We start from the raw sequence: 22,314 nt of genomic DNA, 5'->3' as shown, positions 1-22,314 counted from the left end.
GTGCTATTTTGATTTAATGAACGCCTTCCGGATTGGGAATGCAGTATCCAGAACGCCGATCAAGCTAAGCGGAGGAATCAGCAGCACAGGGATGGCTAAGAGAACAGGAACCGCCCTATTCCAGTCGCGATGATGCGCAATGTAGAAAACAAATCCGATCGCTTGGATCGCGAACACGTAGCTCAGCAGCGGTACAAGATTCATAAGCGCTACGGCCAGGAACGATTCGCTCGTGCTCATCGTGAACAGGTCCAGCACATAAGCGATCAAATAATAGATAACCAGGACACGCGGCAGCTTCCACTCTCTAGCCTTAGGGTAAGCCGGAACTTGAAGTCCGCTGCGGTTAACCAATCTTCGTGAAATGTAGTGCGATATGACCGCGTAGACGTAAGCGAGAATGATGAACGTTAACGGAATCATATTGATAATAACGGAAATTAACGTCTCCGTATGCTGCGATGTCCATTCTGTCGTGATTGCGCTTTGAGCCATGACGCTTTCGAACGTATCCCGAATGGTGGTGCTCATCGCATCCAGCAGCGACAAGTCGAGCACAAGCTCGAAGACAATCAACTCCAGCATGAGCTGGGCTAGAATAACAACGCCGACGATCCGTATAACCTTAGCGGCAGGCGCTTCCTTACGATAGAGGTGACCCATCACGATGGCGGGCAAGAGGAAGAACAGTCCGATAATAAGTACTGCCGGTCCCGCGATCAGCGCTGCGATAACCCATACCGGAATCACATGCAGGGCGAAGGCCCCTCTGGACAATGTCGAATAGAGGACGACGTACGGAACCATCATGAACAATAAGGCGGGCAAATTCAATACAGGTACAGCGAGAAGCAACAGCAGCAGCAGCGCTGCACCGCTCCATAACAAGGGTTTAAGCCCAGTTTTCAATCCGTTCACCTCTGACGACTTCGATTGCATGCCCGAGATCAGGCATTCACTACCCATTATATCATAAAAGCGCAATTCCGCATGCATCCTGTACATCACTGCCAGTCCGCTGCCTCGCTGCCTCATTATTAGATTCCGTAACCGTTTATTCCATTCATCCCCCACTCCTCTACCCCATCTTTGCCGTCACAACCCAAACAAAAAAAACTGCCCCCGCGAAGCCTTAGCTCCGCTGGGACAGTCCTTTCTGACAATAATCAATAATTTCGCTTCTTCGCACAATGCCGATAAAATGATTGCGGTCATCCACTACAGGAACAAAGTTCTGAACCTTCGCTAGCGAGATCATATCATCCATATTGGCATCGATATTAACCGCCTGATTGTTCACCCTTAGCGGCACTTCGCTAATTCTCACCTTGTTCGTCCCCTCGAACGTCAAGTCCGGGCGGCTCTTCATGAACCACAACAGGTCGCCTTCGGTCAGCGTACCGTAATACGAACCGTCGTTGCGCAGAATCGGAACCGACGTGTAGCGGTGATATTCCATTCGCTCGAGCGCTTGCCTTAGCGTCGTCTCGTTGGTCATACAGACGACCTCTTGCTTCGGCAGCAGGAAAAATGCGATATTCATTCCTTCGTTCACTCCGTTCTTATTGACCAGACGCGCTAGTGATCGACTGTGCCTCCTTGTTCGGCTCAGTCGCCATATACTGAGCAGGGAGAATCAAATTTGCGCTCGCTGTATCAGCATCCAGCCAATTTTGAATCATCGTCTGCACTTGCTGTTGATCTTCTTCATCCGGGAAGTAATAATACGTTCCGCCCTCTACCAATCGACCTCCGCGTCCCAGCATCGTATGGCTGTACATCGTCGGATCGCCTTTGGTCAAGATGGATTGCGACAAATCGATTAACTGCCCTGGTTGCATGTCCGTACTGAAATTGTCGCCCATAATATCGATAAAGGAAGGGATTTTGGTCCACTGCTTCATGCTAGTAGCCTTCTCTATAATAGCATGAAGGAACTGCTGATGTCGCTCTGTTCGGCTCATGTCCCCGCCTGCGTCTTCACGATAGCGCACGAAATTAAGCGCATCGGTTCCGTTATATAGATCCTGTCCGCCTTTAATAACAAATTTTTCATGGTCGTAGCCCTTATTCACAATATCTTCTTTGATCGGCAGCGCTATGCCGCCCATCGCATCAATTACGTCCCTGAACCCTTCGAAGTTAATAGAAGCGTAATGATTGACAGGGGCATCCAGGTACTTCTCTACCGTATCCATCGTCATACCCGCTCCGCCGAATACATACGAATGGTTGATTTTGTCCTTGCTGTCCCTGCCGACAATCTCTACGTACATATCGCGGGGAATCGAAACAAGCAGCATTTTACCATCCGTTGGGCGAATCACCGTGTAGATCAACGTGTCCGATCGTCCAGCCTCATTGTCGCGTTGATCCACCCCTAGCAGCAGCAAGGAGAACGGTTCTGTCTTCGTTCTATCGACATTCACCGGTATTGGCGGTTGACGATTATCGACAGGCTTATATGTCGTTTCGAGCTTCTTCTCCAGCGATCCTTGCACAAACCAATCGAAGCCTGCCATAGCCAGTGTTTCCCGATTGAGGTATGCCGCCGCGAGCAATACGATTGCAAGGATACTAATCGCATATAATCGTTTATTTTTTTTCATCGTTTCCACTCTCCACATTATTCATTCCGTCTGTCTCTCTATCCGGCAAACTAAGTTCCTTCCCTATTGTAGACGATGCGGGACGTTCAGGGGTTACAAACCCGTTACATTTCTTTTTTCCATTTGTGGAAATTTGTCGATAATAAAAGGAGGTCTAATGCTCGCCCACAGCGAATACAATTCTTGCAATACAATGTCCATAAGGGAGAGTGAGCTGTCCACTATGCAACCTGTACAAGTAAATCCAGATCCATCGTCTACTGGCTTGGATCCTAAGGTAGCTGGCCTGCTATGTTACGCATTAACATTCATTACAGGCATCATTTTCCTCGTTATTGAGAAACAAAGCCGGTTCGTCAAGTTCCATGCCATGCAATCCACCGTTGTTTTTGCCGCTATCATGGTCATCAATATCGTGCTCGGCTTCATACCGTTTATTGGCGTATTGGTATCGTTCATCATCGCACCGCTCAGCTTCATCCTTTGGATTGTCTTGATGCTTCTTGCTCTGCAAGGCAAAATGTTCAAGATCCCTTACATCGGGGACTGGGCGGAGCAGCAAGCAGCCAAATTCTAACCAAAGCAGTCTCAGATCGTATTACACCCAAGGTGAAACGGCTACGCCGTCCTTTGGCGGCGGGGTGCGTTTCATTCCGAGAATTCTAAGTCCAGATAAGGTGCGAAACTTATAAATTCTTAGAATTTGAAAAAGCACAATGAAACAGGGGTCTGCCACGTCTCGATGACGCTGCAGACCCCTGTTTCATGTGCGTAACGGTTGGTTATCTATGCATCCCCTGAATTTCCTCTTGCCGCTCACGTTTAATCTCCTCTTTGAGATCGTCGCGCACGCTCCCCTTCCATAAGGAAACGCCGGATCGGTAAGCCGCGCGCGCATTAAGATGACCCGCTACTGGAGAAGTAAGGAATACGAACAGAATGCCCGCCAAGAGCTTGATGCTGACATGGTCCTGGAACAACCAGAAATAAACAAACGAACCTATAAGAATAAGCAGCACGCCGAGCGTTGCGCTCTTGGTAGCCGCATGTGAACGCAAATACACGTCAGGAAGACGAATAAGGCCGAACGCACTGATTACCGCTATGACCGAACCGAGCAGCACCACGACACCGATCACGAGCTCCACGATTCTATCGATCGTCTCCGGATTCAAGGACAACCCCCCTCTCGATATATCTAGCCATCGCCGTCGTTCCTATAAAGGTAAGAATTCCGATAACCAAAATGATATCCAGGTAAGCCTGTGTTCCCGTAACCATCCCGATAACGGCAATCATCGATAGCAGCAGCACGCCGATTGTGTCGAGCGCTGCGATTCTGTCGGCGATAGATGGCCCCATCAGCAGGCGATACAAACAACCCAGCATCGCCAAAGACAATAGGCAGAGAGAAATCCACAACACGATCTCCATCATCTCGTCACCTCCATGATCGCTCGCTCGAACGTTCCTTTAATCTGAGCGGATAATTCTTCAACATCGTGAATATCCATCGCGTGAATATACAAGGTTGAGCCGTCACCTGATACATCCAGCGTTAGCGTGCCTGGTGTCAAGCAGATCAGGCAGGACAACAACGTAATTTCGAAGTCTGACTTCAGCTCCGTCTCTAACGCGAAGATACCCGGACGAATCTTCAGCCTAGGACGCAGTACTTCCCTCAACACGGAGACACTCGACATCAGCAATTCCTTATTAAACAAGACAAGCAGCTTGACTGCCGCCCAGGTTCTCTTTAGTATTCTCATCCGCTCTACTCCTTCAGCACCGCTTGCACGTAGATGGACGGATCAAGCAGCGTCCGTCCAGCCTCGCTTGCGAATTCGAATACCCATTCCGAGCCAAGCCCCATGACGATAACGATGATTAGCAGACACACAGCAGGCAACATAAGCGCAGGTCTCCTCGTCTCCGCCACAGCCTCCACTTTGACGATCCCCTTCTCATCTCCCCAGAACGCTGCCATAAAGATTCGAATCAGCGAATACAAGACGACGAAGCTGGTCGCTAATGAAATCGCCGTCAGCACATATTGACCATCGGCAAGCCCTCCCCTTACGATCAGCAGCTTCCCTGCGAAGCCGCTAAGCGGCGGTATGCCTGCGATCGCAAGCGCACTCGCGAAGAACATCCAGCCCAGCAGCGGATGACGTTTCATCAGCCCGCCCATCTGGGACAACTTGCTCGTGCCGGCAGCCTTAATAATAAGTCCCCCAAGCACGAAGAGCAGCGCCTTGGCGACCATGTCATGCATCAAATAGAAGACGACGCCGTCAAGCGAATCCCGATTCGCAATAGACAAGCCAAAGGCCATAAAGCCGATACTAATCACAACATTGTAATTCAAGATACGCGGAATATCCTTATAGGCCAATGCGCCGAAGGCGCCAAGCAGCATCGTCGCTCCCGCCATCCAAGCCATCCAGGTATGCGTCACTTCCGGCGAACCACCGAAGATCAACGTGAAGGTTCGGAGCAGCGCGTACAGCCCCACCTTGGTTAACAAAGCGCCAAAAATCGCCGTTACCGCTGTTGGCGGCGCACTGTAGGAGCCCGGCAGCCAGAAGAACAGCAGCAAGCCTGCTTTCATCGAGAATACGATCAAGAACAGCAGCGCTATCACATTCAGGATGCCATCTTGTCCCGCTTCCGCCACACGAAGAGATAAGTGCGCCATATTTAGAGCTCCCGTAACTCCGTAGAGATAGGCAACTGCCGCAACAAACAGTGCAGACGACAACACATTGACGACGACATATTTGATCGTCTCCCGGAGTTGAAGCTTCGTCCCGCCAAGCACGATCAGTGCGTATGATGAGATCAGCATGACCTCAAAGCATACGAACAGATTAAAGATATCCCCCGTCAGGAACGAACCGCTTACTCCAACAAACAGGAATTGCAATAATGGATAATAATAATGCCGCTCTCTTTCTTCTCCGATGCTTCGTATGGAGAACAACGTAATGATTGCTCCGATGACAGCCGTTGACAGCACCAGCAAAGCAGCGAGCAGATCCGCCACAAACACGATACCGTAAGGCGGCGCCCAGCCGCTCATATACAACGTCTGAATCCCGTCCCGCTTCACCTGTGCGACAATCATAATACCGACAGCAACGCCAGCCAGACTGCCGATCGAGCTAATCCAGCGCTGAAGCTTTAGGTTGCCGCGCACCAGCACTAACAGCACAGCCGTAAATAATGGGACGAGGAGCGGCCATACAAGCAAATTATTCATGGTCGTCCCCCCTTAACTGCTCCATATCGTCCGTTCCCAGCTTTCTGTATGCCTTGTAAGCTAGTACAAGCAGGAACGATGTGACGCCGAAGCTGATCACAATTGAAGTTAGAATGAGTGCTTGCGGCAGCGGGTCAACATAAGACTCCGCTTTCTCGCCAAGCAGCGGCGGCGCGCCTGTCTTCAGTCTCGACATCGTCAGCAGGAGCAGATGCACGCCATGTGTCAGGAACGAGGTTCCGAGGACGATCCGCAGCAAGCTGCGCGACAGGATGAGATATACGCCGACGGTGAACAGGACGCCGATGGCCAAGGACATATACAGCTCCATCGTTACTTATCCCTCCCGATCGTAAATAATATGGTCGACGCAACGCCAATGACCGTCAGATAAACGCCAAGATCGAAGATGGTCGCTGTCGCCAGCTCCAGCTCTCCAAGAAGCGGAATATCAAAATAATCGAAGGTATGGCTCAGGAACGGCGCGTCGAACAGGAACGAACCTACTCCGGTAACCAAGGCAATCAGGATGCCAACTGCTGTCAATCGTCTGAAGTCAGTTGGTATGAACCGCTCCACCCGATTGATGCCGGATGTCATAGCCAGCAGCAGTAGCGCGGAAGATGCCATTAGTCCGCCGATAAAGCCGCCTCCTGGATGATGATGACCCATGTAGAACAAGTACAACGAGTAGACCAGAATCAGCACAATCGCCAGCTTAGCGACTGTACGCAGAATGACGTCATTGCTGCGTATACCTGCATAGACATCATATTTCATCTCGTCTCTGGCAAGCGGCTCGTCTTCTTCGTCCCCTTTCAGCTTCAGCTTGATCATGGCGAAAATACCGAAGGAAGCAATACCGAGCACGACGATTTCCAGCATCGTATCGAAGCCGCGGAAGTCTACAAGAATGACGTTTACGACATTTTTGCCACCGGCTAGCTTATAACTATTTTCCAGGAAATAGTCTGAGATCGAGTCGAATTGCCGGCTGCCGCTGACACTCAGAGCGATTAGAGTCATCACAGCTCCAACGCTAATGGCAATGAGCAAATTCCAAAGCTTGAACGGCAATCGGACAAGCTCCTTCTTCAGCTTCGGCAAATGATAGAAACAAAGCAGGAACAGTGCGACGGATACCGTCTCTACGATCATCTGCGTCAAGGCCAGATCCGGCGCACGGAAGATAACGAAGAACAAGGTCACCATGTATCCGGCCATCCCTGTAAGGATAATCGCCATCAGTCTGGAATTGGCGAACGGCACGGCAAGCGCAGACAATATTAATGCCGCGATGACAATGGCCTCATAGAACGACGTTTCGGCGAAGCCTTCCGTATCAAATACAAACCCGCCTTCAAGGAATAAGGTCACGCCCAGCGCCAACACCAGAAACACAAAAATGTAGATCAAATATTGACGAATAGAACCTGTCATATAGAAGCGCGTCAACCGATTGGAGCCTGCGTCCAGCCACCTTAGCCCACCATCATAAACGCCGTTAAGCGACACACGCTTCAATAACGGTTTGCTCACCCACTCTGCGCGGCGATGCAAGAACACAAGCGCCGTGCCTATCGCGGCAACAGCAATCGTCATATAGAGCTCCGTCGTCCAGCCATGCCATAGATGGATGGAAACCTTGAATTGCTCTTGCGGCTGTAGACCGGCTGGATGTATGGCAGCCATTGCTGGCTCAATAAGCGAATAGGACAACAAATTCGGGAACAAGCCGAAAATAATAACAAGCGATGCCAGCACCATGGGCGGAATCAGCATGCCAAGCGGCGCTTCATGCGGCTTCTTCTCCAGCTTATCAAACTGCGCTTTGCCGCCGAATGTCCGGGTCACGAGCAGCAGGCTATAGGTGAACGTGAACACGCTGGCAATCCAAGCCACAACCGGGAGCAGCGCACCCCAGACATCCATACCGGCAAACGTCATCTCCCGAATATTAAGCAATGCCGTAAAGAACATCTCTTTGCTTAAGAACCCGCCGAAGGGCGGAACGCCCGCCATCGAGAGCGATCCAAGCAGCGCAATCGTAAAGGTTATTGGCATCACCGCCATAAGTCCGCCAAGCTTGCGCATGTCGCGCGTTCCGGTCTCATGATCGACGATGCCGACCATCATAAACAGGGCTCCCTTAAACGCCGCATGATTGATGAGGTGGAAAATCGCAGCCGTCGTCGCTTTGGTAAAGAACAGATACTGACTTGTGCCGGCATAGAAAGCTGCAGCCGACCCCAGCCCCAGCAAGCTCATAATCAGTCCTAGCTGACTAATGGTCGAGTAAGCCAGCAGCGCCTTGAGATCACTTTGCTTTATCGCCCGGTAAGAGCCATAGCCAAGCGTTAGAAGACCGATGCCCGACACAGCCCACAGCCATATCGAGCTCCCTGCGAATACCGGGCTTAGGCGAGCTACTAAGTAAATACCCGCCTTCACCATCGTTGCAGAATGCAGATAGGCACTGACAGGAGTAGGCGCCTCCATGGCGTCCGGCAGCCAGATGTGGAACGGAAATTGCGCCGACTTGGTGAAGGCGCCCAGCAGCACGAGCAGCATGGCAGGTAAGAACAATGAGTGTCCCGCAATTGCGCCGGCATCGCCAATAAGCTCTCGGATGCTGAAAGTGCCGGAAATCACGTACAGCAGTACGAAGCCTGCGAACATGGCCAACCCGCCGCATACCGTAATAACCATCGATTTCAACGCGCCATATCGAGATCTTTCGCGACGATCCCAGAATGCGATTAACAAAAATGAAGAAATGCTGGTAAGCTCCCAGAAGGCATACAGCGTCATAAGGTTGTCGTTCAGCACCAACCCTAACATAGCCCCCATGAACAACATCAAGTACGTGTAGAAGTGTGCTAGCTTCTCCTTGCGCTTATCCAGATAATAAATCGAATACAGCACCACCAGCGAGCCGATACCTGCAATCAGCAAGCCAAAAAGCAGCCCCAGCCCATCAACGTATACATCAAAGTTCACTCCTAATGACGGTATCCAAGGAACAGATGCGTTTATGAGCTCTCCATCCTGTATCGATGGTATGCAACGGATCAGGTATGCGAATACGGCCACCGGCATCGGAAGCAAAAACCACCCCGTGTGAACGTTCGGCCATAGCTTATTCGCAATCGGCGCTATCAAAGCGAATAAAAAAGGTAACAAAATAATGAAATGAATGACTGACACGTCCGATCCCCCTTGCTCTTCTATCTCTTAGTATGACCATAGCTCATGTTTAACAGCCCTAAACCAAAGCCCTTATATCCAAAAAAACGCAAAAAGAGCCCGCTGTTGGCAGGCTCCTCCGGGTGTTGCATCATATGAAATTTGGTCGTAATCCTGTTGATATTATATCGTAAACCCGTTACAGGTGTCAAAATGAATGTTTATTTTCGAATGAAACTCACCTTAGCAGGGGATTACTTGTTACTAACAGTATTACAAGGAGTGAACGAAAGTGAACCTGCGCACCAAATGGATCTTCTGTTGCCTGATCTTCGTCAGCCTGCTGGGAACTATGGCTTGGCTTAATTATATCGTCCCTGAGGATCGTCCGAGTCCGAGTCGTGCACACAAGCCTCGAGTCTCTGACGAAGGATTAAGAAGTTATAATGAACCCGAAACCGGATATTCAGAATGGCTGCCACTTTTATATGGACCGCGCGAATACGTCAAGATTGTCAAACGCGAGCATTGAGCGCTACAATCTCTTTGACAAATAACCAATTGTCTCCTATCATTTTACACAGTTGATGAACTGTCATGAGCGCCTGTCTATTCTCTTTAATTCCATTTAGGATGTGAATGTATGAAAAAACAATTTATAGTGATCGGGCTTGGCCGCTTCGGCTCGAGCTTGACCCGCACGCTCATCCATAACGGCCATGAGGTGCTCGCAGTCGATAAGAACGAGCAGCTTGTACAAGACATGGCTCCAATCGCAACCCATGCCCTGCAAGCCGACTGTACCGACGAGAACGTACTGCGCGAGCTTGGCGCAAGCAACTTCACGCATGCCATTGTGGCAATCGGAGACGATTTGCAAGCCAGTATCCTGACCACCTTATTGCTCAAGGAGCTCAAGGTTCCTAAAGTTACGGCCAAGGCAAAAAACGAAATGCACGGCAACGTGCTGAGCAAAATCGGCGCCGATCATGTTATTTATCCGGAGCGCGATATGGGAATTCGCCTTGGCAATCAACTCAGCTCCGACAATCTCATCGATTACATTGAATTGTCGCCTGACTACAACCTTGCGGAGATCGCAGCTCCCCCGGCGATGAATGGTTTGTCGCTTAAGGACTTAAATATCCGTGCTCGTTATGGCTGCACCATCATGGCGATCAAGACTGGCGACCGCATCAATATCTCGCCGAAGGCCGAAGATGCCATCCACACCGGCGACGTCTTGCTCATCATCGGCAGCAACGATGACATAAGAGATTTAGAGAGTGACTATGAACGTAATTAAGCATACCCAGAAGAGTGATCAGCCCTTTCTCGAACGTATTGTTTCACGTCTTAAGAACAATATCAGTCCGCCTCAGCTCATCACAATGGTCTTTTTCGGCCTCATCTGTGTAGGAGCAATCCTGCTCAGCATGCCGTTCTCTTCCCAGGACGGGCATTCCGTTGGCATCATCAACGCCCTGTTCACATCTGTATCCGCCGTATGTGTCAACGGACTGACCGTAGTAGACACCGGATCAACGTTCTCGACCGTGGGACAGATCATTATTATGGCGCTCATCCAGATCGGCGGCATCGGCTTCATGACATTAGGCGTCATGGTGGCCATCCTTCTCGGCAAGAAAATCGGCCTCAAGCAGCGGCTTGTCATTCAGCAAACAACGCAGTCTACTTCTGCACAAGGACTCGTTAAACTGTCGCTTTATATGGTTCTTATCGTTTTTATTTTCGAATCGATTGCTACGCTCATTCTGACGTTTCACTGGCAAGATCAATTGGGATTGGGACAAGCCGCTTATTATGCTTTATTCCATTCTGTGTCCGCCTTTAATAACGCAGGGTTCTCGCTCTGGCCAGATAGCCTGAGCCAGTTCTCGGCCGATCCGGTCGTCAATCTGACTATCATTTCACTGTTTATCGTAGGCGGGTTAGGTTATATCGTTATTCTAGATGTCATTCGCAAGCGGTCGTGGCGCAAAATATCATTGCATTCGAAGGTTGTCTTGCTATCCACCGGTGTTCTGATCGCAGTCGGCTTCTTGCTCATTCTCCTCCTGGAGAACTGGAATGTGTCTACTTTAGGTTCGATGCCCGCTGGAGACCGGATTCTCGCCGCACTCTTCCAGAGCACAACGCCAAGAAGCGTGGGTTTTAATACCATAGATATCGGAAGCATGCTTGCTGTATCCCAGTTTATTCTGATCATCCTCATGTTCATTGGGGCAGGTTCTGGCGGTACAGGCGGCGGTATCAAAACCAATACACTCGTTATTCTGATCTTGGCGACGATCCAGACGTTCCGCGGCGGCGGGCAGATTCATGCCTTCGGACGGCGTATCTCCCAAGATTCCGTCATGCGCGCTCTCGCGGTCGTTATGACAGCTCTTGCGTTCGTATTAACCGTCACGTTAATTCTGACGGTCACCGAGGATGTAGCCAAGGACAACTTCCTTGTTGTTCTCTTCGAGGCGACATCCGCCTTCAGTACAACGGGTCTGTCGATGGGTCTAACCGGCGAGTTGTCCACCACAGGCAAGATCGTTGTCACGATTACAATGTTCCTCGGACGACTAGGTCCATTGACACTGGCCTACGCGTTAGCCCAGAAGAAACAAACCTCTAAGATCGGTTACCCCGAGGATCATATTCTCGTCGGATAACCGTGATCGCTTTCCAACAACAAAGAGCTGTCGAACATCAGTCGCTTGCGCGGCGTCGTTCGACAGCTCTTTGTCTGCATTCTCTACTACCTTCTATTCCACGTTTAGACGGTAGCGCATGCCTCAATGCCCACCCGATACGCCTAACCCCACTCGATCAATCAGCTTCTTGCTCTCTTCGTTCAGGCCTATGATCGTTACCTTCTTACCTAACGTTTCATACTTGTTAAGCACCTTGGCAATTGCCGTCACTGCGGAGTGATCCCATACATGCGATGCGCCAAGATCGATGACGATATGGTCTGGATCACCGTGCGCATCAAACAATTCAGCGAAATGACTCATTGTGCCAAAGAACATTTGACCACGGATTTGATAATGTTTAATTCCTTGCTCCGTGACATGTGTGTCGGCATGCAGCTTCGCCATCCGCCAGCCAAAGATGAGGGCGCTTATCACGACTCCCACCATCACGCCTTTTGCCAGGTCATGTGTATACACAACGACCGCTACCGTCACCACCATCACAATTGTATCTACGAGCGGAATTTTCCTTACATTTATTATCGATCCCCAATCGAAGGTTCCGATCGAAACCATGATCATAACGCCGACGAGCGCAGGCATCGGAATAACCTTCACCACATCTCCCAAGACCATAATCAGGAACAGAAGAAAGACGCCTGCTACCAAAGTTGACAATCGTCCTCTACCGCCTGACTTCACATTAATGACGGATTGACCGATCATCGCACAGCCTGCCATTCCGCCGAAAAATCCGTTGATTGTGTTGGCGATGCCTTGACCCCGCACCTCACGGTTCTTGTCGCTTTTCGTCTCGGTAGCCTCGTCCAATATTGTCGCTGTCATCAGCGACTCCAGCAGGCCGACTAGAGCCATCGTGAACGAAATAGGCAGAATGATCGATAACGTCTCCCAATTCATCAACACGTCAGGAATGTGGAAGAGCGGCAGCGAACGCGTAATTTCGCCCATGTCTCCTACTGTGTTCACCTGAATACCCGCAAATACCGTCACACAGGTCATGACGACGATGGCAACTAGAGCGGACGGAATAACCTTTGTCAGTAGTGGAAATCCGTAAATGATAGCTAATGTAGCCGCTACAAGCGCATACGTGACCCATGTTACGCCTTCGAATTGCACTAATTGCGTCATAAAGATGAGAATTGCCAGCGCATTAACGAATCCAATGACGACCGAATGGGGTACGAACGTAATGAAACGCCCCAGCTTGAGCACTCCCATCAGAAATTGTATAATCCCTGTCAGAATGGTCGCCGCATACAAGTATTCAATCCCATGATCAGCAACCAACGTCACCATCAGTACAGCCATTGCGCCTGTCGCCGCAGAGATCATCCCAGAGCGGCCGCCTGTGAAGGAGATAATGACTGCGATACAAAATGAAGCGTGCAGGCCAACCATCGGGTCTACTCCCGCGATGATGGAGAATGCAATCGCCTCCGGAATGAGCGCAAGCGCCACTGTAATACCGGCCAGCAGATCTCCTCGAATATTAAAGAACCATGTGTTTTTCAGATGTTGTAACAATGATCAATATCCTCTCTTCCTACTTTAAATGGTGACCTTCCACTCTCAGAAAGGTCGGGGCCGATGCTCAACGAACTTTATTATACACAAATCCACAGGTTAACATTTTAAACCGAACTGCGTGAAAACGCTTAAATAATTCATTTTCTCTGTATTTCTCTTCTTTTCTTGCTCTATTTGTTCCTTTTAATTTTTGTTCATATAACGAAAGCAGAGGATATCCACATGTGGATATCCTCTGCTTGTTTGGGTATTTATGATATCCCCATTCTTCAACCTATCAATATTTTTTCTTCCGGCATTCTGATTTTGTTCGGTTTATGGCTGCTTGTCAGTGCGAAAGCAATCGTAATCGGTCCTAAACGACCAATAAACATCAGCATCATAATCATAATCTGCCCGATTGGACTCAGTTGTGGCGTCACGCCTAGACTAAGTCCTACTGTTCCGAAAGCCGACACCGTTTCAAACAGCAGGCTCATTAAAGGAATATCCTTTTCCGTTACATCCAGCACAAAGGTCGCAAAAAACACAAGCGCGATACCAATCATAAAAATCGCAAGTGCTCGGAAAACCAGCTCATTCGGAATTCTTCTGTTCAGGAACGTAATATCCGTACGTCGTTTCAAAAACGCCCATACGACCAGCAGCAGTAAGAAAAAGGTCGTTATTTTTACGCCGCCCGCTGTCGATCCCGACGCCCCCCCGATGAACATTAGTCCTATAGTCAGCAAAACGGAATCGCTGTGTAGTTGAGTCAGGTCCAAGGTGTTAAAGCCAGCCGTTCGAGGCACAGTGCCTTGGAAGTAAGCTGCAATCATTTTATCCCCTGTGGATAAAGCCCCAAGTGTTTGTGGATTGTTATATTCAAGCAAGAAGAACATGAGTGAAGCCACAACATTTAAGATTAGCGTGACCAACAAAACAACTTTCGTATTGAGTGACCATCTTCGAATGTCTCGCTTTTTCCATACATCTACAATAACAGTGAATCCTAATCCGCCAAGGATGTAGAGACTCGAAAGCACGAGATTAATTGGGAGATTGCCTACATAAGCCGTCATGCTGCTATAGTTGCCCATTAGATCGAATCCAGCATTGTTAAATGAAGAGATCGAATGGAAAATCCCCATATATAATGCCTTTGCCCAGCCCATCTCTTGCCACCAAGACAACGCTAGGAGTAACGCTCCGACTCCTTCTACAACAAGTGTGGAGATGACCACCAACTTCACGAGCTTCACAATACCCGACATACTGAATTGATTTAATGCATTTTGAGCGAGGACCCTTTCGGTAAGCCCCACCTTCTTGCCGAGCAGCAACGCGACCAGGATGCCCATCGTCATGAAGCCAAGTCCACCAACTTGGATAAGAAGCAGCAATACGATTTCGCCAAACGTAGTGAATGTAGTCCCAGTATCCGTCACAACTAGACCTGTTACACACACAGCAGACGTTGCTTCAAACAAAGCATCCAGGAAGGTAAAGGGTACACCTGGATTTCTGGAGAATGGTAACATCAGTAATAATGCTCCGATAAATATGAGCAGCATAAATCCGATCGAAAGCAGTTGCGGCGGATTGAAACGGATCACATTCCATCGCTTTACCCACTTTATTTTTGCCATTGCAGCACCTGATTCCTTGTTGTTGATTTGACCGTTATTATTCTTCATAGCCCTCGGAGTTACTCCTTACTCTACACGATTCCGATAAAAGCAATACTATGTGTAAACCTAATCCGCCGACAAACCATCCAAGCGACGCTCCGCCTTCGTCTCTGATGCCTGTCAAATAACTTTGCGCAGGCCAATAAGTTGGGATCCATACGCCCAGATACGACCAAGGCTTAGGTGCGAAATAAGCGATAATCGGTCCTGTGAATAATAACCCGGCAGCTTTCGATAGTGCTAGCCCTTCCACTTTGTTGGAAGCAAAGGCGGCCAGGAACATAGCGATTAACGGAGCCTCAAGGACAAGCAGAACGACGGCATATATGCTTATAAGTCTGGCTTCCGCTATACCCGATAACCCGATAAAAAGGCCAATTGTAATCAAGCCAAGCAAGCTGGGCATCCATATGCGGAAACGAAAATAGCCATCGCGCGTGAGCGGCGTCACTTCGAAATACGCAATCAACTTCTCATCTCGTTCATCAAGCATTAATAACCCCGCGAGTGATCCAATCAACACGGGTATAATCGTTAGCAAGAAAATAGCCGCTAATGAAGTATAGGCATATAGCGTTATCTCGTATTCATACTCTATCCAATCAAGTAGCGCAGGTAAGCCGAATCTCGCCATCGCGATGAGCAGTATAGGACCGATTATACAAGCCATCAGCATAGGATCTTTCAACATTTGCCGACAATCGCTCGCTAACAACCCACGAACTTTTTGTGCAAACATGGTTATCCCCCCACCTCCTGCTGCAAGATTCGCCTTCGAAACATATGCTGTGCCCACATATAAACGACTGCATTACCAATAAGCAAAATGATGATTGCGTATCCGACTTCAGTTGCCGTCAATGGCGAAAAGGCGGAGCTTAGCAGCATTAGGGAGCCGTTCGTGGGGATTGCCACGTATAGCATCATCGGTCCGAAGCCCATTAATCCAAGCAATGGAATAATAAACGGCAATGCATATAATTGCGAGAGCATAATAAAACCATTGATCGTTGCAGCCTTTGCTACCACAGCAATGGAAAGGAACGTAAAGAGGGTGGAGGTCAATACAACACCAATCGAAAATAATACTGGATGCTCAGGGAGTCCGTGCGCGCCGCTGTGAATGACCCAAGCCGCGGCTAGTGAGAGGAACGAGATGGAGACCGCCTTCGCCCCCAGATACTCCCATAAACGTACTGGTGTTGCGAACAGGCTGTCATGAATCCCTTGATCCCTCTCGAGCAACACGATTCCTCCAACCACAATCAAGCCTACTGCGCTAGGATCCGAGAACGTAAGCAGCATGGACACCAGCTCCTTGTGCTTGTCAGGGACGTAATAAAGCAATAGCAGATATAAAGCAATGATTAAGCCATATACACCATAGAAGCCATGACGGAGCTGAAATCTGAGATCAAATATTGCAGTCCTGATGAGTCTCCTCATATCAATGTTTTTCCTGTTACATCAATAAAGAGCTGCTCTAGCGTTGTTTCCATCGAATGAATCGTTTCGATAGGATGGGTACGCAGCAGCTGGAGGAACGACTCATTCGTGCCTAAGTCATCCATTTCAAATTCCTCAGCCTGTTGATTAGCTCCTTCTATGTATTCTACGCGTATTCTTCTTCTTCCCAACCGAAGCTTCAGCTCCCTGGGAGAATCGATCAGCTTAATTTGACCATCAACGATAAAGGCGACACGATCACATAATTCCTCCGCAGCCTTCATATTGTGTGTCGTGATGATGATCGTAACACCCTCCTGCTTTTTCTTGGCGATCATGTCCTTCATCACTCCAGCATTAACCGGGTCGAGCCCAGATGTTGGCTCGTCGAGAAACAGAATCTGAGGATGATGCATGATCGATCGGCAAAAATTCAAGCGCATCTTCATACCTTTCGACAACTGAGCAACCTTTAATCCCGCTGCCTCCTCCAGTCCTACCTGGCGCAGGAGCTCTCTCGGCTCCTCTGTATTCCCGGCATAAAGGTTACGGAAAAGCTTCAAATTTTCAAGCACGGTGAACCTTTGATAGAAGTTGGGAAATTCGAATGCTACGCCTATCTTCTCATAATAATTGGAAGCGGTGTCTCGCACCTCTTGTCCCATCACTTTGACTTCGCCTTGATAATGCTTCAGAGAACCGATCAATACCTTCTGCAGCGTACTCTTGCCCGCCCCTGACGGGCCAATCAAACCAAATATCTCGCCACGCTCGATTGCGAAATCCAACCCTTTTAATGCAGGACCGCTTGCTCCCGGATACGTGTATCGTAATCGTTGCACTTGAATCATCTTCGATCCCTTCTCTCACTGAAAGGTCAATAACGTTTGTGCTTGCATGAACGTGAACGTGGATGTATCTCTTATTAAAACACAAAAAGCCCACAAAGGGATCACTTTTTCAAGTGCCTTGTTTGTGGGCTTTCGGTTCATTACTTCGTTAACAACTATTCAGTTGTGTATGGAAGCAATGCGATCTGACGGGAACGTTTAATTGCAACAGTCAGCAAACGTTGGTATTTCGCGCTTGTGCCAGTTACACGACGTGGCAAGATTTTGCCGCGCTCGCTGATAAACTTCTTGAGCAGATCCGTGTCTTTATAATCAATGTGAGTAATTTTGTTTACAGTGAAGAAACAAACTTTACGACGTTTGTTGCGTCCGCCTTTACGTCCGCTGAACTTACGCTCTGGACGCTCGTCGCCGCCGTTCTCTCTTGGTTTGAAAGCCATGGTGTACATCCTCCTTATCGTTCAAAAATTAAAATGGTAAATCATCTTCGGAAATGTCGATTGGACGACCGTCATCCTTGAACGGATCGCTATTGTTGTTGCTGTCGTTGCGTGTTCCACCGCCTGAACGGCTTCCGCCGCCATAAGATGAACCTCCGCCGCCGCCAGCATTGCTTCCTCCACTGTATCCGCCGCCGCCTGAATTACCGCCGCTATATCCGCCTCCACCGCCACTGAACTCTTCGCGCGGAGCTCCGCTATTCTCGCGATTGGACTCCAAGAACCGGACATTGTCTGCAATAACTTCCGTTACATACACACGTTTGCCTTCATTGTTCTCGTAGTTCCGCACCTGAATGCGTCCCTCTACAGCCGCAAGACGGCCTTTGCGTAAATAGTTAGCACAAGTTTCTGCCAGCTGGCGCCACGTGACGATCGGTATGAAATCCGCTTCGCGCTCGCGTTCTCCGCCTTGACCTCCCGACGAGAATGGCCGGTCTACAGCCAACGTGAATTGCGTAACCGCAACTCCAGCAGGTGTATAACGAAGCTCTGGATCTCTCGTCAATCTGCCAATCAGTATGACACGGTTCAACATCTCATCGACCTCCCCATTCCCTTGCGTGGACTTAGACTAAGCTACGTCTCTGACGATCAACGAACGAATAACTTCGTCTTGGATCTTCATAACACGGTCAAGTTCATTCACAACTTCAGTCGTTGCGTTGAAATGTACCAGCACGAAGTAACCATCGCGAAGCTTGTTGATCTCATACGCAAGACGGCGTTTGCCGATCACTTCGGATTTCGTGACCTCTCCGCCATTGGAGATGATGCCATTAAATTTCTCAACGAGAGCTTGAACGTTTTCTTGCTCTGCGTCTGGACGAATGATGTACATCACTTCATATTTGCGCATATTGTTTCACCTCCTCTTGGACTAACGGCCCCATTACGGAGCAAGGAGCAAGCCTTAGGCTCGCATCTCTATACTATATCAAATTTGATTGCCTATGGCAAGCCATTCAAGAGTGTTTCCATATTTACACCGATGACCGTTGCTCATGTGATCCTGATTTACAGTCCATACTATACGATGGACAGACTGGCGTCTTCGTTAACTCGCGGTCTGGTTCCGCATTTTATTCCTTCACGGAGGTGCACCCGAACAATGGGCGAGTACACGATGTTTAACCAAGGCGACAAAGCGCCTAATGACGGAACGTATATCGAAACAGGCGTCAATTCATTCCATATGGGCATTCAGAATCCGAAGAAGGTATCGCTGCACAAAGGCGAACATTTCCCCGAGAATTCAAACCATGAACGCAAGTGGATCCGGATGCCTAAGCAATAAAACGAAGAAATTGTAAAGATCGATGTATAAGAATTTCGATTACGGGCAACCTATTATCGACGGTGCAAGAGAGGTGTAGTTCCATTGGACCAACAGGTGCAAGGATCTGAAGGAGAGTATTTCATCCACTACTTGTAAAGCGAGGCGTTGTGCCAAAGACTAAGGTCCGCAACACAAATTTCGATGAGCTTGAAGTGAGACAGGATACACGACGTTAATCATCTACTATAACACCGTCAAGCAAGAGGGCTCCTCATCATAAGGAGCCCTCTTCTTATGTCTGGTCATTGATTTGCAACATGACACTTCCCAACACTTATCGCTCTTGTTGCTCGATTTTAAGTTGAATCGACGTTTTTGCCCCTTTTGCGATTAACCAATCTGCCAGTTTGTCCGCCCCGCTGCGCTTGGCTGCATCTAGCGGCGTTAAGCCGTCGTAGCCAACCCAATCGAGCTCAGCACCATGCTCGTGCATATATTCTGCTGCTTCTCTTTGACCACCGTGGCATGCGAGCCACAACCCTTGCGTAATCTCTTGCTTCGTTGCCTGTCCCTCATGCTCCACAAGCAATTTAACCGTTCCCATCTCACCTAACGCCGCGGCATGCCATAACAACATCTTCGCCCCTCGATCGACCAGGCGTCCAGCCGCAGCCCATTGTCCGAACGCTACAGCGTCGCTAAGCGCCGTACCACCGTCAATGACGCTTCCGGTTGCTTCAATATCCGCTCCACTATCGAGCAACACATCCAGCGCTCCTACGTCATTATTGCTGGCCGCCCAATGGAGTGGTGTCTCTGCATGTCCGCCCTCGAATCGTGCATTTACATCTGCTCCAGTCTCAATGAGCAGCTTAATGATCTCATGGCCGTTAGGGATAAACCCCGGCCAATCAGTCGCGACATGAAGCAATGATCGTACCCCACTATGACTTTGACGCTCTGTGACAATCCTTACGCGAGACAATGTTGGATTCTCCATTAATAGCTGCTTAAGCTGCTCCCAATTTCCCGTTCGAATACTCTCCACCAGTACAATAGCTAAGGGATCTTCATCCCCGATTCGAGTTACATCCTGCAATCGCGTCCCCCCTTGTATCTATTGGCATGAATGAATCAAAAAAGCTCTTCTACATGATCCTGTAGAAGAGCTTCGATTTAAATGTTAATGGCGGAGAAGGTGGGATTCGAACCCACGCACGCTTTGACACGCCTAGCTGATTTCGAGTCAGCCCCCTTGGGCCTCTTGGGTACCTCTCCGCATGTAAGATATAATATATCACAAAGCTTGTCCCTGCACAAGCCCTTTTTCGACTCTTTTATAACAGGTCGTTTAAGTCTATTGCTCCCTCATTCTTGGGATTTGATCTTAGCACTTTTTTCATATTTTTTTCGAATTTCACTCTGGGAATGAGGACACTATGTTTGCACCCGACACACTTAATCCGAATATCCATCCCCATCCGGATGATCTCCATCTCATTTGTTCCGCACGGATGTTGTTTTTTCATCATCACGATATCGCCTAATTCGAATTGTTTCCGCTCCATTGCTAAGCGCCTCCCCTTCACAAGTTGAACCGTACTCATCTTCGGTATGTAACTTGTCTGCCATTCTGATCAAGCTCATCATAATTGCCCGACTGTGGATACAAGCAGCCACCTGTAATCATCTTCATCCTCATTCACTTCTGACCGGCATCTCTCATACAATGATTTCTATTTAATCATTCTACTTGTCGATACCCTTCTCCATCAGGTTCGAAAATCCCTCTTATTTCTACTTGTTCTTGTATGATTATCTCTTTAACCTGAACAAGCTCTTCCTCGGGAAAATGGATCGACAATGCGCAACCGGCTGTTATTTCTTTAGGTGTTGGACATATATCGATCTCGATATCTGCATATTCCAGAAGCATTTCTGCTCTTAATGCCTGCTGTGTGGAATCAAATGCAATTAGCATCATAAGCCCTCCCGTTTCCCCTAGCGGCATCTATAAAGATTTTGAGCCTTACGATGCCGTACAACCTCGATGTGTTTATTTCCAATCCACCCTTTAATATGCGTATAAAATGGTTGTCCCATCCATATACTAGTAACATATTACCTATTGGAGGGATTCTATGAAGCTTCCATTTATGAAAGACGCGCCGTTCAAAGTGCCGTATACCAATGCCAACATCACAGGCATGCTTGTTCATCGGCTAACTGGACTTCTTGAGGAACAATCGTCGAATCGCCCCATCGTAATCGTCTGTATTGGTACGGACCGATCTACTGGCGATGCGCTTGGCCCTCTAATTGGGACCGCACTGTTAAAGTATCGTAGTCCCCACTTTCATTTGTATGGTACGCTCGAAGACCCTGTCCATGCCATGAATTTGGAGGATACCCTACTGGAAATCAACCGTAAGTACGACAAGCCATTCGTCATCGGTATTGATGCATGTCTCGGTCAAGTGTCCAGCGTTGGCTGTATCCAGATTGGTCAAGGTCCCGTCAAACCAGGTGCTGGTGTAAATAAGGAGCTTCCGCCTGTGGGCGATATTCATGTCACCGGAATCGTCAATGTTGGAGGATTCATGGAATATTTCGTTCTGCAGAATACAAGACTCCACTTAGTTATTCGGATGTCCGAAGTTATTGCATCTAGCCTGATGTCCGCCATTACGGGGTATGTTCATGTAGCTTCATCGACAAGAGATCAAACAGCTGCCGCCGATCTCTCTTAATCCCCATTTACTTCGCTGATAGAATCGCTTGTTTCTCTTCAGGTGTCAATGGATAAGTTGATTGGCCCTTTTGCAGAGGTTTAGCATATACGTAAGTATTATCTCTGCTATGCAATCCCGAGAATACAGCTCCATCATTGTCCGCATTCACAATCGCAAGGGAGAAGCTGAGATCGCTGCCACCATCCGAGAAAGCATTATATCTGATGATCCCAACTTTCCCTTTCATCTGAGGCAATTCTGCTTCTATCATTCCCACTCGTTCAGTCAGCTTCTCCGCTTGTTCCTTTTGTCCTGCCAGTTGGTCCTTCACTTCGATGACAACTTCTTCGATATTGGTTATTCCCGTGTTCCCCATGACGGCGACATATTGTTTCCTAAGTTTTTTTAGCTTTGCTCCAAGCACCAGCATCCATACAAATAAGGCAATGACCAGAACAACAAGTCCTGAGCATATCAAATAAAACACATTCAACATCATTTGATCATCCATAATAGC

Annotated in this window: 25 protein-coding genes, 1 tRNA gene and 1 pseudogene; 5 read left to right on the top strand and 22 right to left on the bottom strand. The window is 48.7% G+C overall.

Translation table 11 applies throughout. From position 1 onward, the window contains the following. Window positions 1-3 precede the first annotated feature (3 nt). From ACX1C1_RS06960 to ACX1C1_RS06950, 3 genes are all read right to left on the bottom strand, one after another. Entirely contained in the window at window positions 4-984 is a 981-nt protein-coding gene (locus ACX1C1_RS06960; RefSeq protein ID WP_458956387.1) for a DUF2232 domain-containing protein, read from the bottom strand. 148 nt (window positions 985-1,132) lie between these two features. Further along, a complete protein-coding gene (locus ACX1C1_RS06955) occupies window positions 1,133-1,543 on the bottom strand; it encodes a CBS domain-containing protein (protein ID WP_458956386.1) in 411 nt (136 codons plus the stop codon). A gap of 19 nt (window positions 1,544-1,562) precedes the next feature. After that, on the bottom strand, window positions 1,563-2,609 hold the full coding sequence (locus ACX1C1_RS06950) for an LCP family protein (protein WP_458956385.1): 1,047 nt from the start codon (window positions 2,607-2,609) through the stop codon (window positions 1,563-1,565). A gap of 223 nt (window positions 2,610-2,832) precedes the next feature. Here ACX1C1_RS06950 and ACX1C1_RS06945 point away from each other — a divergent pair, with 223 nt between their 5' ends. Next, window positions 2,833-3,186 carry a DUF4870 domain-containing protein gene (locus ACX1C1_RS06945; protein WP_458956384.1) on the top strand — a complete coding sequence of 118 codons (354 nt, stop codon included), beginning with the start codon at window positions 2,833-2,835 and terminating at the stop codon, window positions 3,184-3,186. Window positions 3,187-3,391: 205 nt separating this feature from the next. On the opposite strand, the gene ACX1C1_RS06940 is transcribed toward ACX1C1_RS06945, so the two are convergent. The 6 genes and pseudogenes from ACX1C1_RS06940 to ACX1C1_RS06915 all read right to left on the bottom strand — a co-directional run bounded on the left by ACX1C1_RS06940 (window position 3,392) and on the right by ACX1C1_RS06915 (window position 9,078). Further along, window positions 3,392-3,784, bottom strand: coding sequence for a Na+/H+ antiporter subunit G (locus ACX1C1_RS06940; protein WP_458956383.1), 393 nt, complete (start codon window positions 3,782-3,784; stop codon window positions 3,392-3,394). Then, window positions 3,762-4,046, bottom strand: coding sequence for a Na(+)/H(+) antiporter subunit F1 (locus ACX1C1_RS06935; protein WP_458956382.1), 285 nt, complete (start codon window positions 4,044-4,046; stop codon window positions 3,762-3,764). Before ACX1C1_RS06935 ends, ACX1C1_RS06940 begins: the two co-directional genes overlap by 23 nt. Continuing rightward, window positions 4,043-4,369: pseudogene (locus ACX1C1_RS06930) on the bottom strand (Na+/H+ antiporter subunit E); the annotation flags it as partial. The gene ACX1C1_RS06935 and the pseudogene ACX1C1_RS06930, both read right to left, overlap by 4 nt. Before the next feature lie 14 nt (window positions 4,370-4,383). Continuing rightward, a complete protein-coding gene (locus ACX1C1_RS06925) occupies window positions 4,384-5,871 on the bottom strand; it encodes a Na+/H+ antiporter subunit D (RefSeq protein WP_458956381.1) in 1,488 nt (495 codons plus the stop codon). Continuing rightward, the gene (locus tag ACX1C1_RS06920; RefSeq protein WP_458956380.1) at window positions 5,864-6,202 is read right to left on the bottom strand and encodes a Na(+)/H(+) antiporter subunit C; all 339 of its coding nucleotides are present in this window, start codon (window positions 6,200-6,202) and stop codon (window positions 5,864-5,866) included. Before ACX1C1_RS06920 ends, ACX1C1_RS06925 begins: the two co-directional genes overlap by 8 nt. A gap of 2 nt (window positions 6,203-6,204) precedes the next feature. After that, window positions 6,205-9,078, bottom strand: a complete 2,874-nt coding sequence (locus ACX1C1_RS06915; RefSeq protein ID WP_458956379.1) for a Na+/H+ antiporter subunit A — start codon at window positions 9,076-9,078, stop codon at window positions 6,205-6,207. A 622-nt stretch (window positions 9,079-9,700) separates the two neighbouring features. Between ACX1C1_RS06915 and ACX1C1_RS06910 the strand changes: the two genes are divergently transcribed. Both ACX1C1_RS06910 and ACX1C1_RS06905 read left to right on the top strand, forming a co-directional pair. After that, window positions 9,701-10,363, top strand: a complete 663-nt coding sequence (locus ACX1C1_RS06910; protein ID WP_458956378.1) for a potassium channel family protein — start codon at window positions 9,701-9,703, stop codon at window positions 10,361-10,363. After that, window positions 10,350-11,741: a TrkH family potassium uptake protein gene (locus tag ACX1C1_RS06905; protein ID WP_458957612.1), complete on the top strand. Its 1,392-nt coding sequence runs from the start codon at window positions 10,350-10,352 to the stop codon at window positions 11,739-11,741. Before ACX1C1_RS06910 ends, ACX1C1_RS06905 begins: the two co-directional genes overlap by 14 nt. A 123-nt stretch (window positions 11,742-11,864) precedes the next feature. On the opposite strand, the gene ACX1C1_RS06900 is transcribed toward ACX1C1_RS06905, so the two are convergent. From ACX1C1_RS06900 to rpsF, 8 genes are all read right to left on the bottom strand, one after another. Beyond that, entirely contained in the window at window positions 11,865-13,316 is a 1,452-nt protein-coding gene (locus tag ACX1C1_RS06900) for a SulP family inorganic anion transporter (RefSeq protein ID WP_458956377.1), read from the bottom strand. A gap of 272 nt (window positions 13,317-13,588) precedes the next feature. Beyond that, window positions 13,589-14,947: a TrkH family potassium uptake protein gene (locus ACX1C1_RS06895; RefSeq protein ID WP_458957611.1), complete on the bottom strand. Its 1,359-nt coding sequence runs from the start codon at window positions 14,945-14,947 to the stop codon at window positions 13,589-13,591. Window positions 14,948-14,984: 37 nt separating this feature from the next. Beyond that, window positions 14,985-15,728: a hypothetical protein gene (locus ACX1C1_RS06890; protein ID WP_458956376.1), complete on the bottom strand. Its 744-nt coding sequence runs from the start codon at window positions 15,726-15,728 to the stop codon at window positions 14,985-14,987. Between the two features lie 2 nt (window positions 15,729-15,730). After that, window positions 15,731-16,435, bottom strand: coding sequence for a fluoroquinolone export ABC transporter permease subunit (locus tag ACX1C1_RS06885; RefSeq protein WP_458956375.1), 705 nt, complete (start codon window positions 16,433-16,435; stop codon window positions 15,731-15,733). Continuing rightward, a complete protein-coding gene (locus ACX1C1_RS06880; RefSeq protein WP_458956374.1) occupies window positions 16,432-17,286 on the bottom strand; it encodes an ABC transporter ATP-binding protein in 855 nt (284 codons plus the stop codon). Before ACX1C1_RS06880 ends, ACX1C1_RS06885 begins: the two co-directional genes overlap by 4 nt. 155 nt (window positions 17,287-17,441) lie before the next feature. Then, window positions 17,442-17,726, bottom strand: a complete 285-nt coding sequence (rpsR, locus tag ACX1C1_RS06875) for a 30S ribosomal protein S18 (RefSeq protein WP_087568496.1) — start codon at window positions 17,724-17,726, stop codon at window positions 17,442-17,444. A 28-nt stretch (window positions 17,727-17,754) separates the two neighbouring features. Beyond that, complete coding sequence (locus ACX1C1_RS06870; RefSeq protein ID WP_458956373.1) at window positions 17,755-18,324, bottom strand: single-stranded DNA-binding protein; 570 nt, start codon at window positions 18,322-18,324, stop codon at window positions 17,755-17,757. A 36-nt stretch (window positions 18,325-18,360) separates the two neighbouring features. After that, window positions 18,361-18,645: a 30S ribosomal protein S6 gene (gene rpsF / locus ACX1C1_RS06865; RefSeq protein ID WP_458956372.1), complete on the bottom strand. Its 285-nt coding sequence runs from the start codon at window positions 18,643-18,645 to the stop codon at window positions 18,361-18,363. 252 nt (window positions 18,646-18,897) lie between these two features. Between rpsF and ACX1C1_RS06860 the strand changes: the two genes are divergently transcribed. Next, window positions 18,898-19,083, top strand: a complete 186-nt coding sequence (locus tag ACX1C1_RS06860) for a YjzC family protein (protein WP_458956371.1) — start codon at window positions 18,898-18,900, stop codon at window positions 19,081-19,083. Between the two features lie 316 nt (window positions 19,084-19,399). Here ACX1C1_RS06860 and ACX1C1_RS06855 read toward each other — a convergent pair whose 3' ends face one another. The 4 genes from ACX1C1_RS06855 to ACX1C1_RS06840 all read right to left on the bottom strand — a co-directional run bounded on the left by ACX1C1_RS06855 (window position 19,400) and on the right by ACX1C1_RS06840 (window position 21,049). After that, on the bottom strand, window positions 19,400-20,164 hold the full coding sequence (locus ACX1C1_RS06855; protein WP_458956370.1) for an ankyrin repeat domain-containing protein: 765 nt from the start codon (window positions 20,162-20,164) through the stop codon (window positions 19,400-19,402). Between the two features lie 88 nt (window positions 20,165-20,252). Further along, window positions 20,253-20,343, bottom strand: a tRNA-Ser gene (locus ACX1C1_RS06850). Window positions 20,344-20,402: 59 nt separating this feature from the next. Then, entirely contained in the window at window positions 20,403-20,633 is a 231-nt protein-coding gene (locus tag ACX1C1_RS06845) for a DUF951 domain-containing protein (RefSeq protein ID WP_458956369.1), read from the bottom strand. A gap of 176 nt (window positions 20,634-20,809) precedes the next feature. Then, a complete protein-coding gene (locus ACX1C1_RS06840) occupies window positions 20,810-21,049 on the bottom strand; it encodes a DUF3343 domain-containing protein (protein ID WP_458956368.1) in 240 nt (79 codons plus the stop codon). 157 nt (window positions 21,050-21,206) lie between these two features. Between ACX1C1_RS06840 and yyaC the strand changes: the two genes are divergently transcribed. Then, window positions 21,207-21,815, top strand: a complete 609-nt coding sequence (gene yyaC / locus ACX1C1_RS06835) for a spore protease YyaC (protein WP_458956367.1) — start codon at window positions 21,207-21,209, stop codon at window positions 21,813-21,815. 7 nt (window positions 21,816-21,822) lie between these two features. On the opposite strand, the gene ACX1C1_RS06830 is transcribed toward yyaC, so the two are convergent. Further along, the gene (locus ACX1C1_RS06830) at window positions 21,823-22,308 is read right to left on the bottom strand and encodes a DUF4446 family protein (RefSeq protein ID WP_458956366.1); all 486 of its coding nucleotides are present in this window, start codon (window positions 22,306-22,308) and stop codon (window positions 21,823-21,825) included. Between the last annotated feature and the right edge of the window lie 6 nt (window positions 22,309-22,314).

This window comes from Paenibacillus sp. strain BS8-2 (assembly GCF_054483835.1).
This window is presented reverse-complemented; position numbering and strand designations above follow the sequence as displayed.

Excerpts from the sequence above, each read along its gene's own strand:
- ACX1C1_RS06955 (WP_458956386.1), bottom strand. The coding sequence starts at position 1,543 with ATGAATATCGCATTTTTCCTGCTGCCGAAGCAAGAGGTCGTCTGTATG.
- ACX1C1_RS06950 (WP_458956385.1), bottom strand. The coding sequence starts at position 2,609 with ATGAAAAAAAATAAACGATTATATGCGATTAGTATCCTTGCAATCGTA.
- ACX1C1_RS06945 (WP_458956384.1), top strand. The coding sequence starts at position 2,833 with ATGCAACCTGTACAAGTAAATCCAGATCCATCGTCTACTGGCTTGGAT.
- ACX1C1_RS06935 (WP_458956382.1), bottom strand. The coding sequence starts at position 4,046 with ATGATGGAGATCGTGTTGTGGATTTCTCTCTGCCTATTGTCTTTGGCG.
- ACX1C1_RS06925 (WP_458956381.1), bottom strand. The coding sequence starts at position 5,871 with ATGAATAATTTGCTTGTATGGCCGCTCCTCGTCCCATTATTTACGGCT.
- ACX1C1_RS06920 (WP_458956380.1), bottom strand. The coding sequence starts at position 6,202 with ATGGAGCTGTATATGTCCTTGGCCATCGGCGTCCTGTTCACCGTCGGC.
- ACX1C1_RS06910 (WP_458956378.1), top strand. The coding sequence starts at position 9,701 with ATGAAAAAACAATTTATAGTGATCGGGCTTGGCCGCTTCGGCTCGAGC.
- ACX1C1_RS06905 (WP_458957612.1), top strand. The coding sequence starts at position 10,350 with ATGAACGTAATTAAGCATACCCAGAAGAGTGATCAGCCCTTTCTCGAA.
- ACX1C1_RS06895 (WP_458957611.1), bottom strand. The coding sequence starts at position 14,947 with ATGGCAAAAATAAAGTGGGTAAAGCGATGGAATGTGATCCGTTTCAAT.
- ACX1C1_RS06890 (WP_458956376.1), bottom strand. The coding sequence starts at position 15,728 with ATGTTTGCACAAAAAGTTCGTGGGTTGTTAGCGAGCGATTGTCGGCAA.
- ACX1C1_RS06885 (WP_458956375.1), bottom strand. The coding sequence starts at position 16,435 with ATGAGGAGACTCATCAGGACTGCAATATTTGATCTCAGATTTCAGCTC.
- ACX1C1_RS06880 (WP_458956374.1), bottom strand. The coding sequence starts at position 17,286 with ATGATTCAAGTGCAACGATTACGATACACGTATCCGGGAGCAAGCGGT.
- rpsR (WP_087568496.1), bottom strand. The coding sequence starts at position 17,726 with ATGGCTTTCAAACCAAGAGAGAACGGCGGCGACGAGCGTCCAGAGCGT.
- ACX1C1_RS06870 (WP_458956373.1), bottom strand. The coding sequence starts at position 18,324 with ATGTTGAACCGTGTCATACTGATTGGCAGATTGACGAGAGATCCAGAG.
- rpsF (WP_458956372.1), bottom strand. The coding sequence starts at position 18,645 with ATGCGCAAATATGAAGTGATGTACATCATTCGTCCAGACGCAGAGCAA.
- ACX1C1_RS06860 (WP_458956371.1), top strand. The coding sequence starts at position 18,898 with ATGGGCGAGTACACGATGTTTAACCAAGGCGACAAAGCGCCTAATGAC.
- ACX1C1_RS06845 (WP_458956369.1), bottom strand. The coding sequence starts at position 20,633 with ATGGAGCGGAAACAATTCGAATTAGGCGATATCGTGATGATGAAAAAA.
- ACX1C1_RS06840 (WP_458956368.1), bottom strand. The coding sequence starts at position 21,049 with ATGATGCTAATTGCATTTGATTCCACACAGCAGGCATTAAGAGCAGAA.
- yyaC (WP_458956367.1), top strand. The coding sequence starts at position 21,207 with ATGAAGCTTCCATTTATGAAAGACGCGCCGTTCAAAGTGCCGTATACC.
- ACX1C1_RS06830 (WP_458956366.1), bottom strand. The coding sequence starts at position 22,308 with ATGGATGATCAAATGATGTTGAATGTGTTTTATTTGATATGCTCAGGA.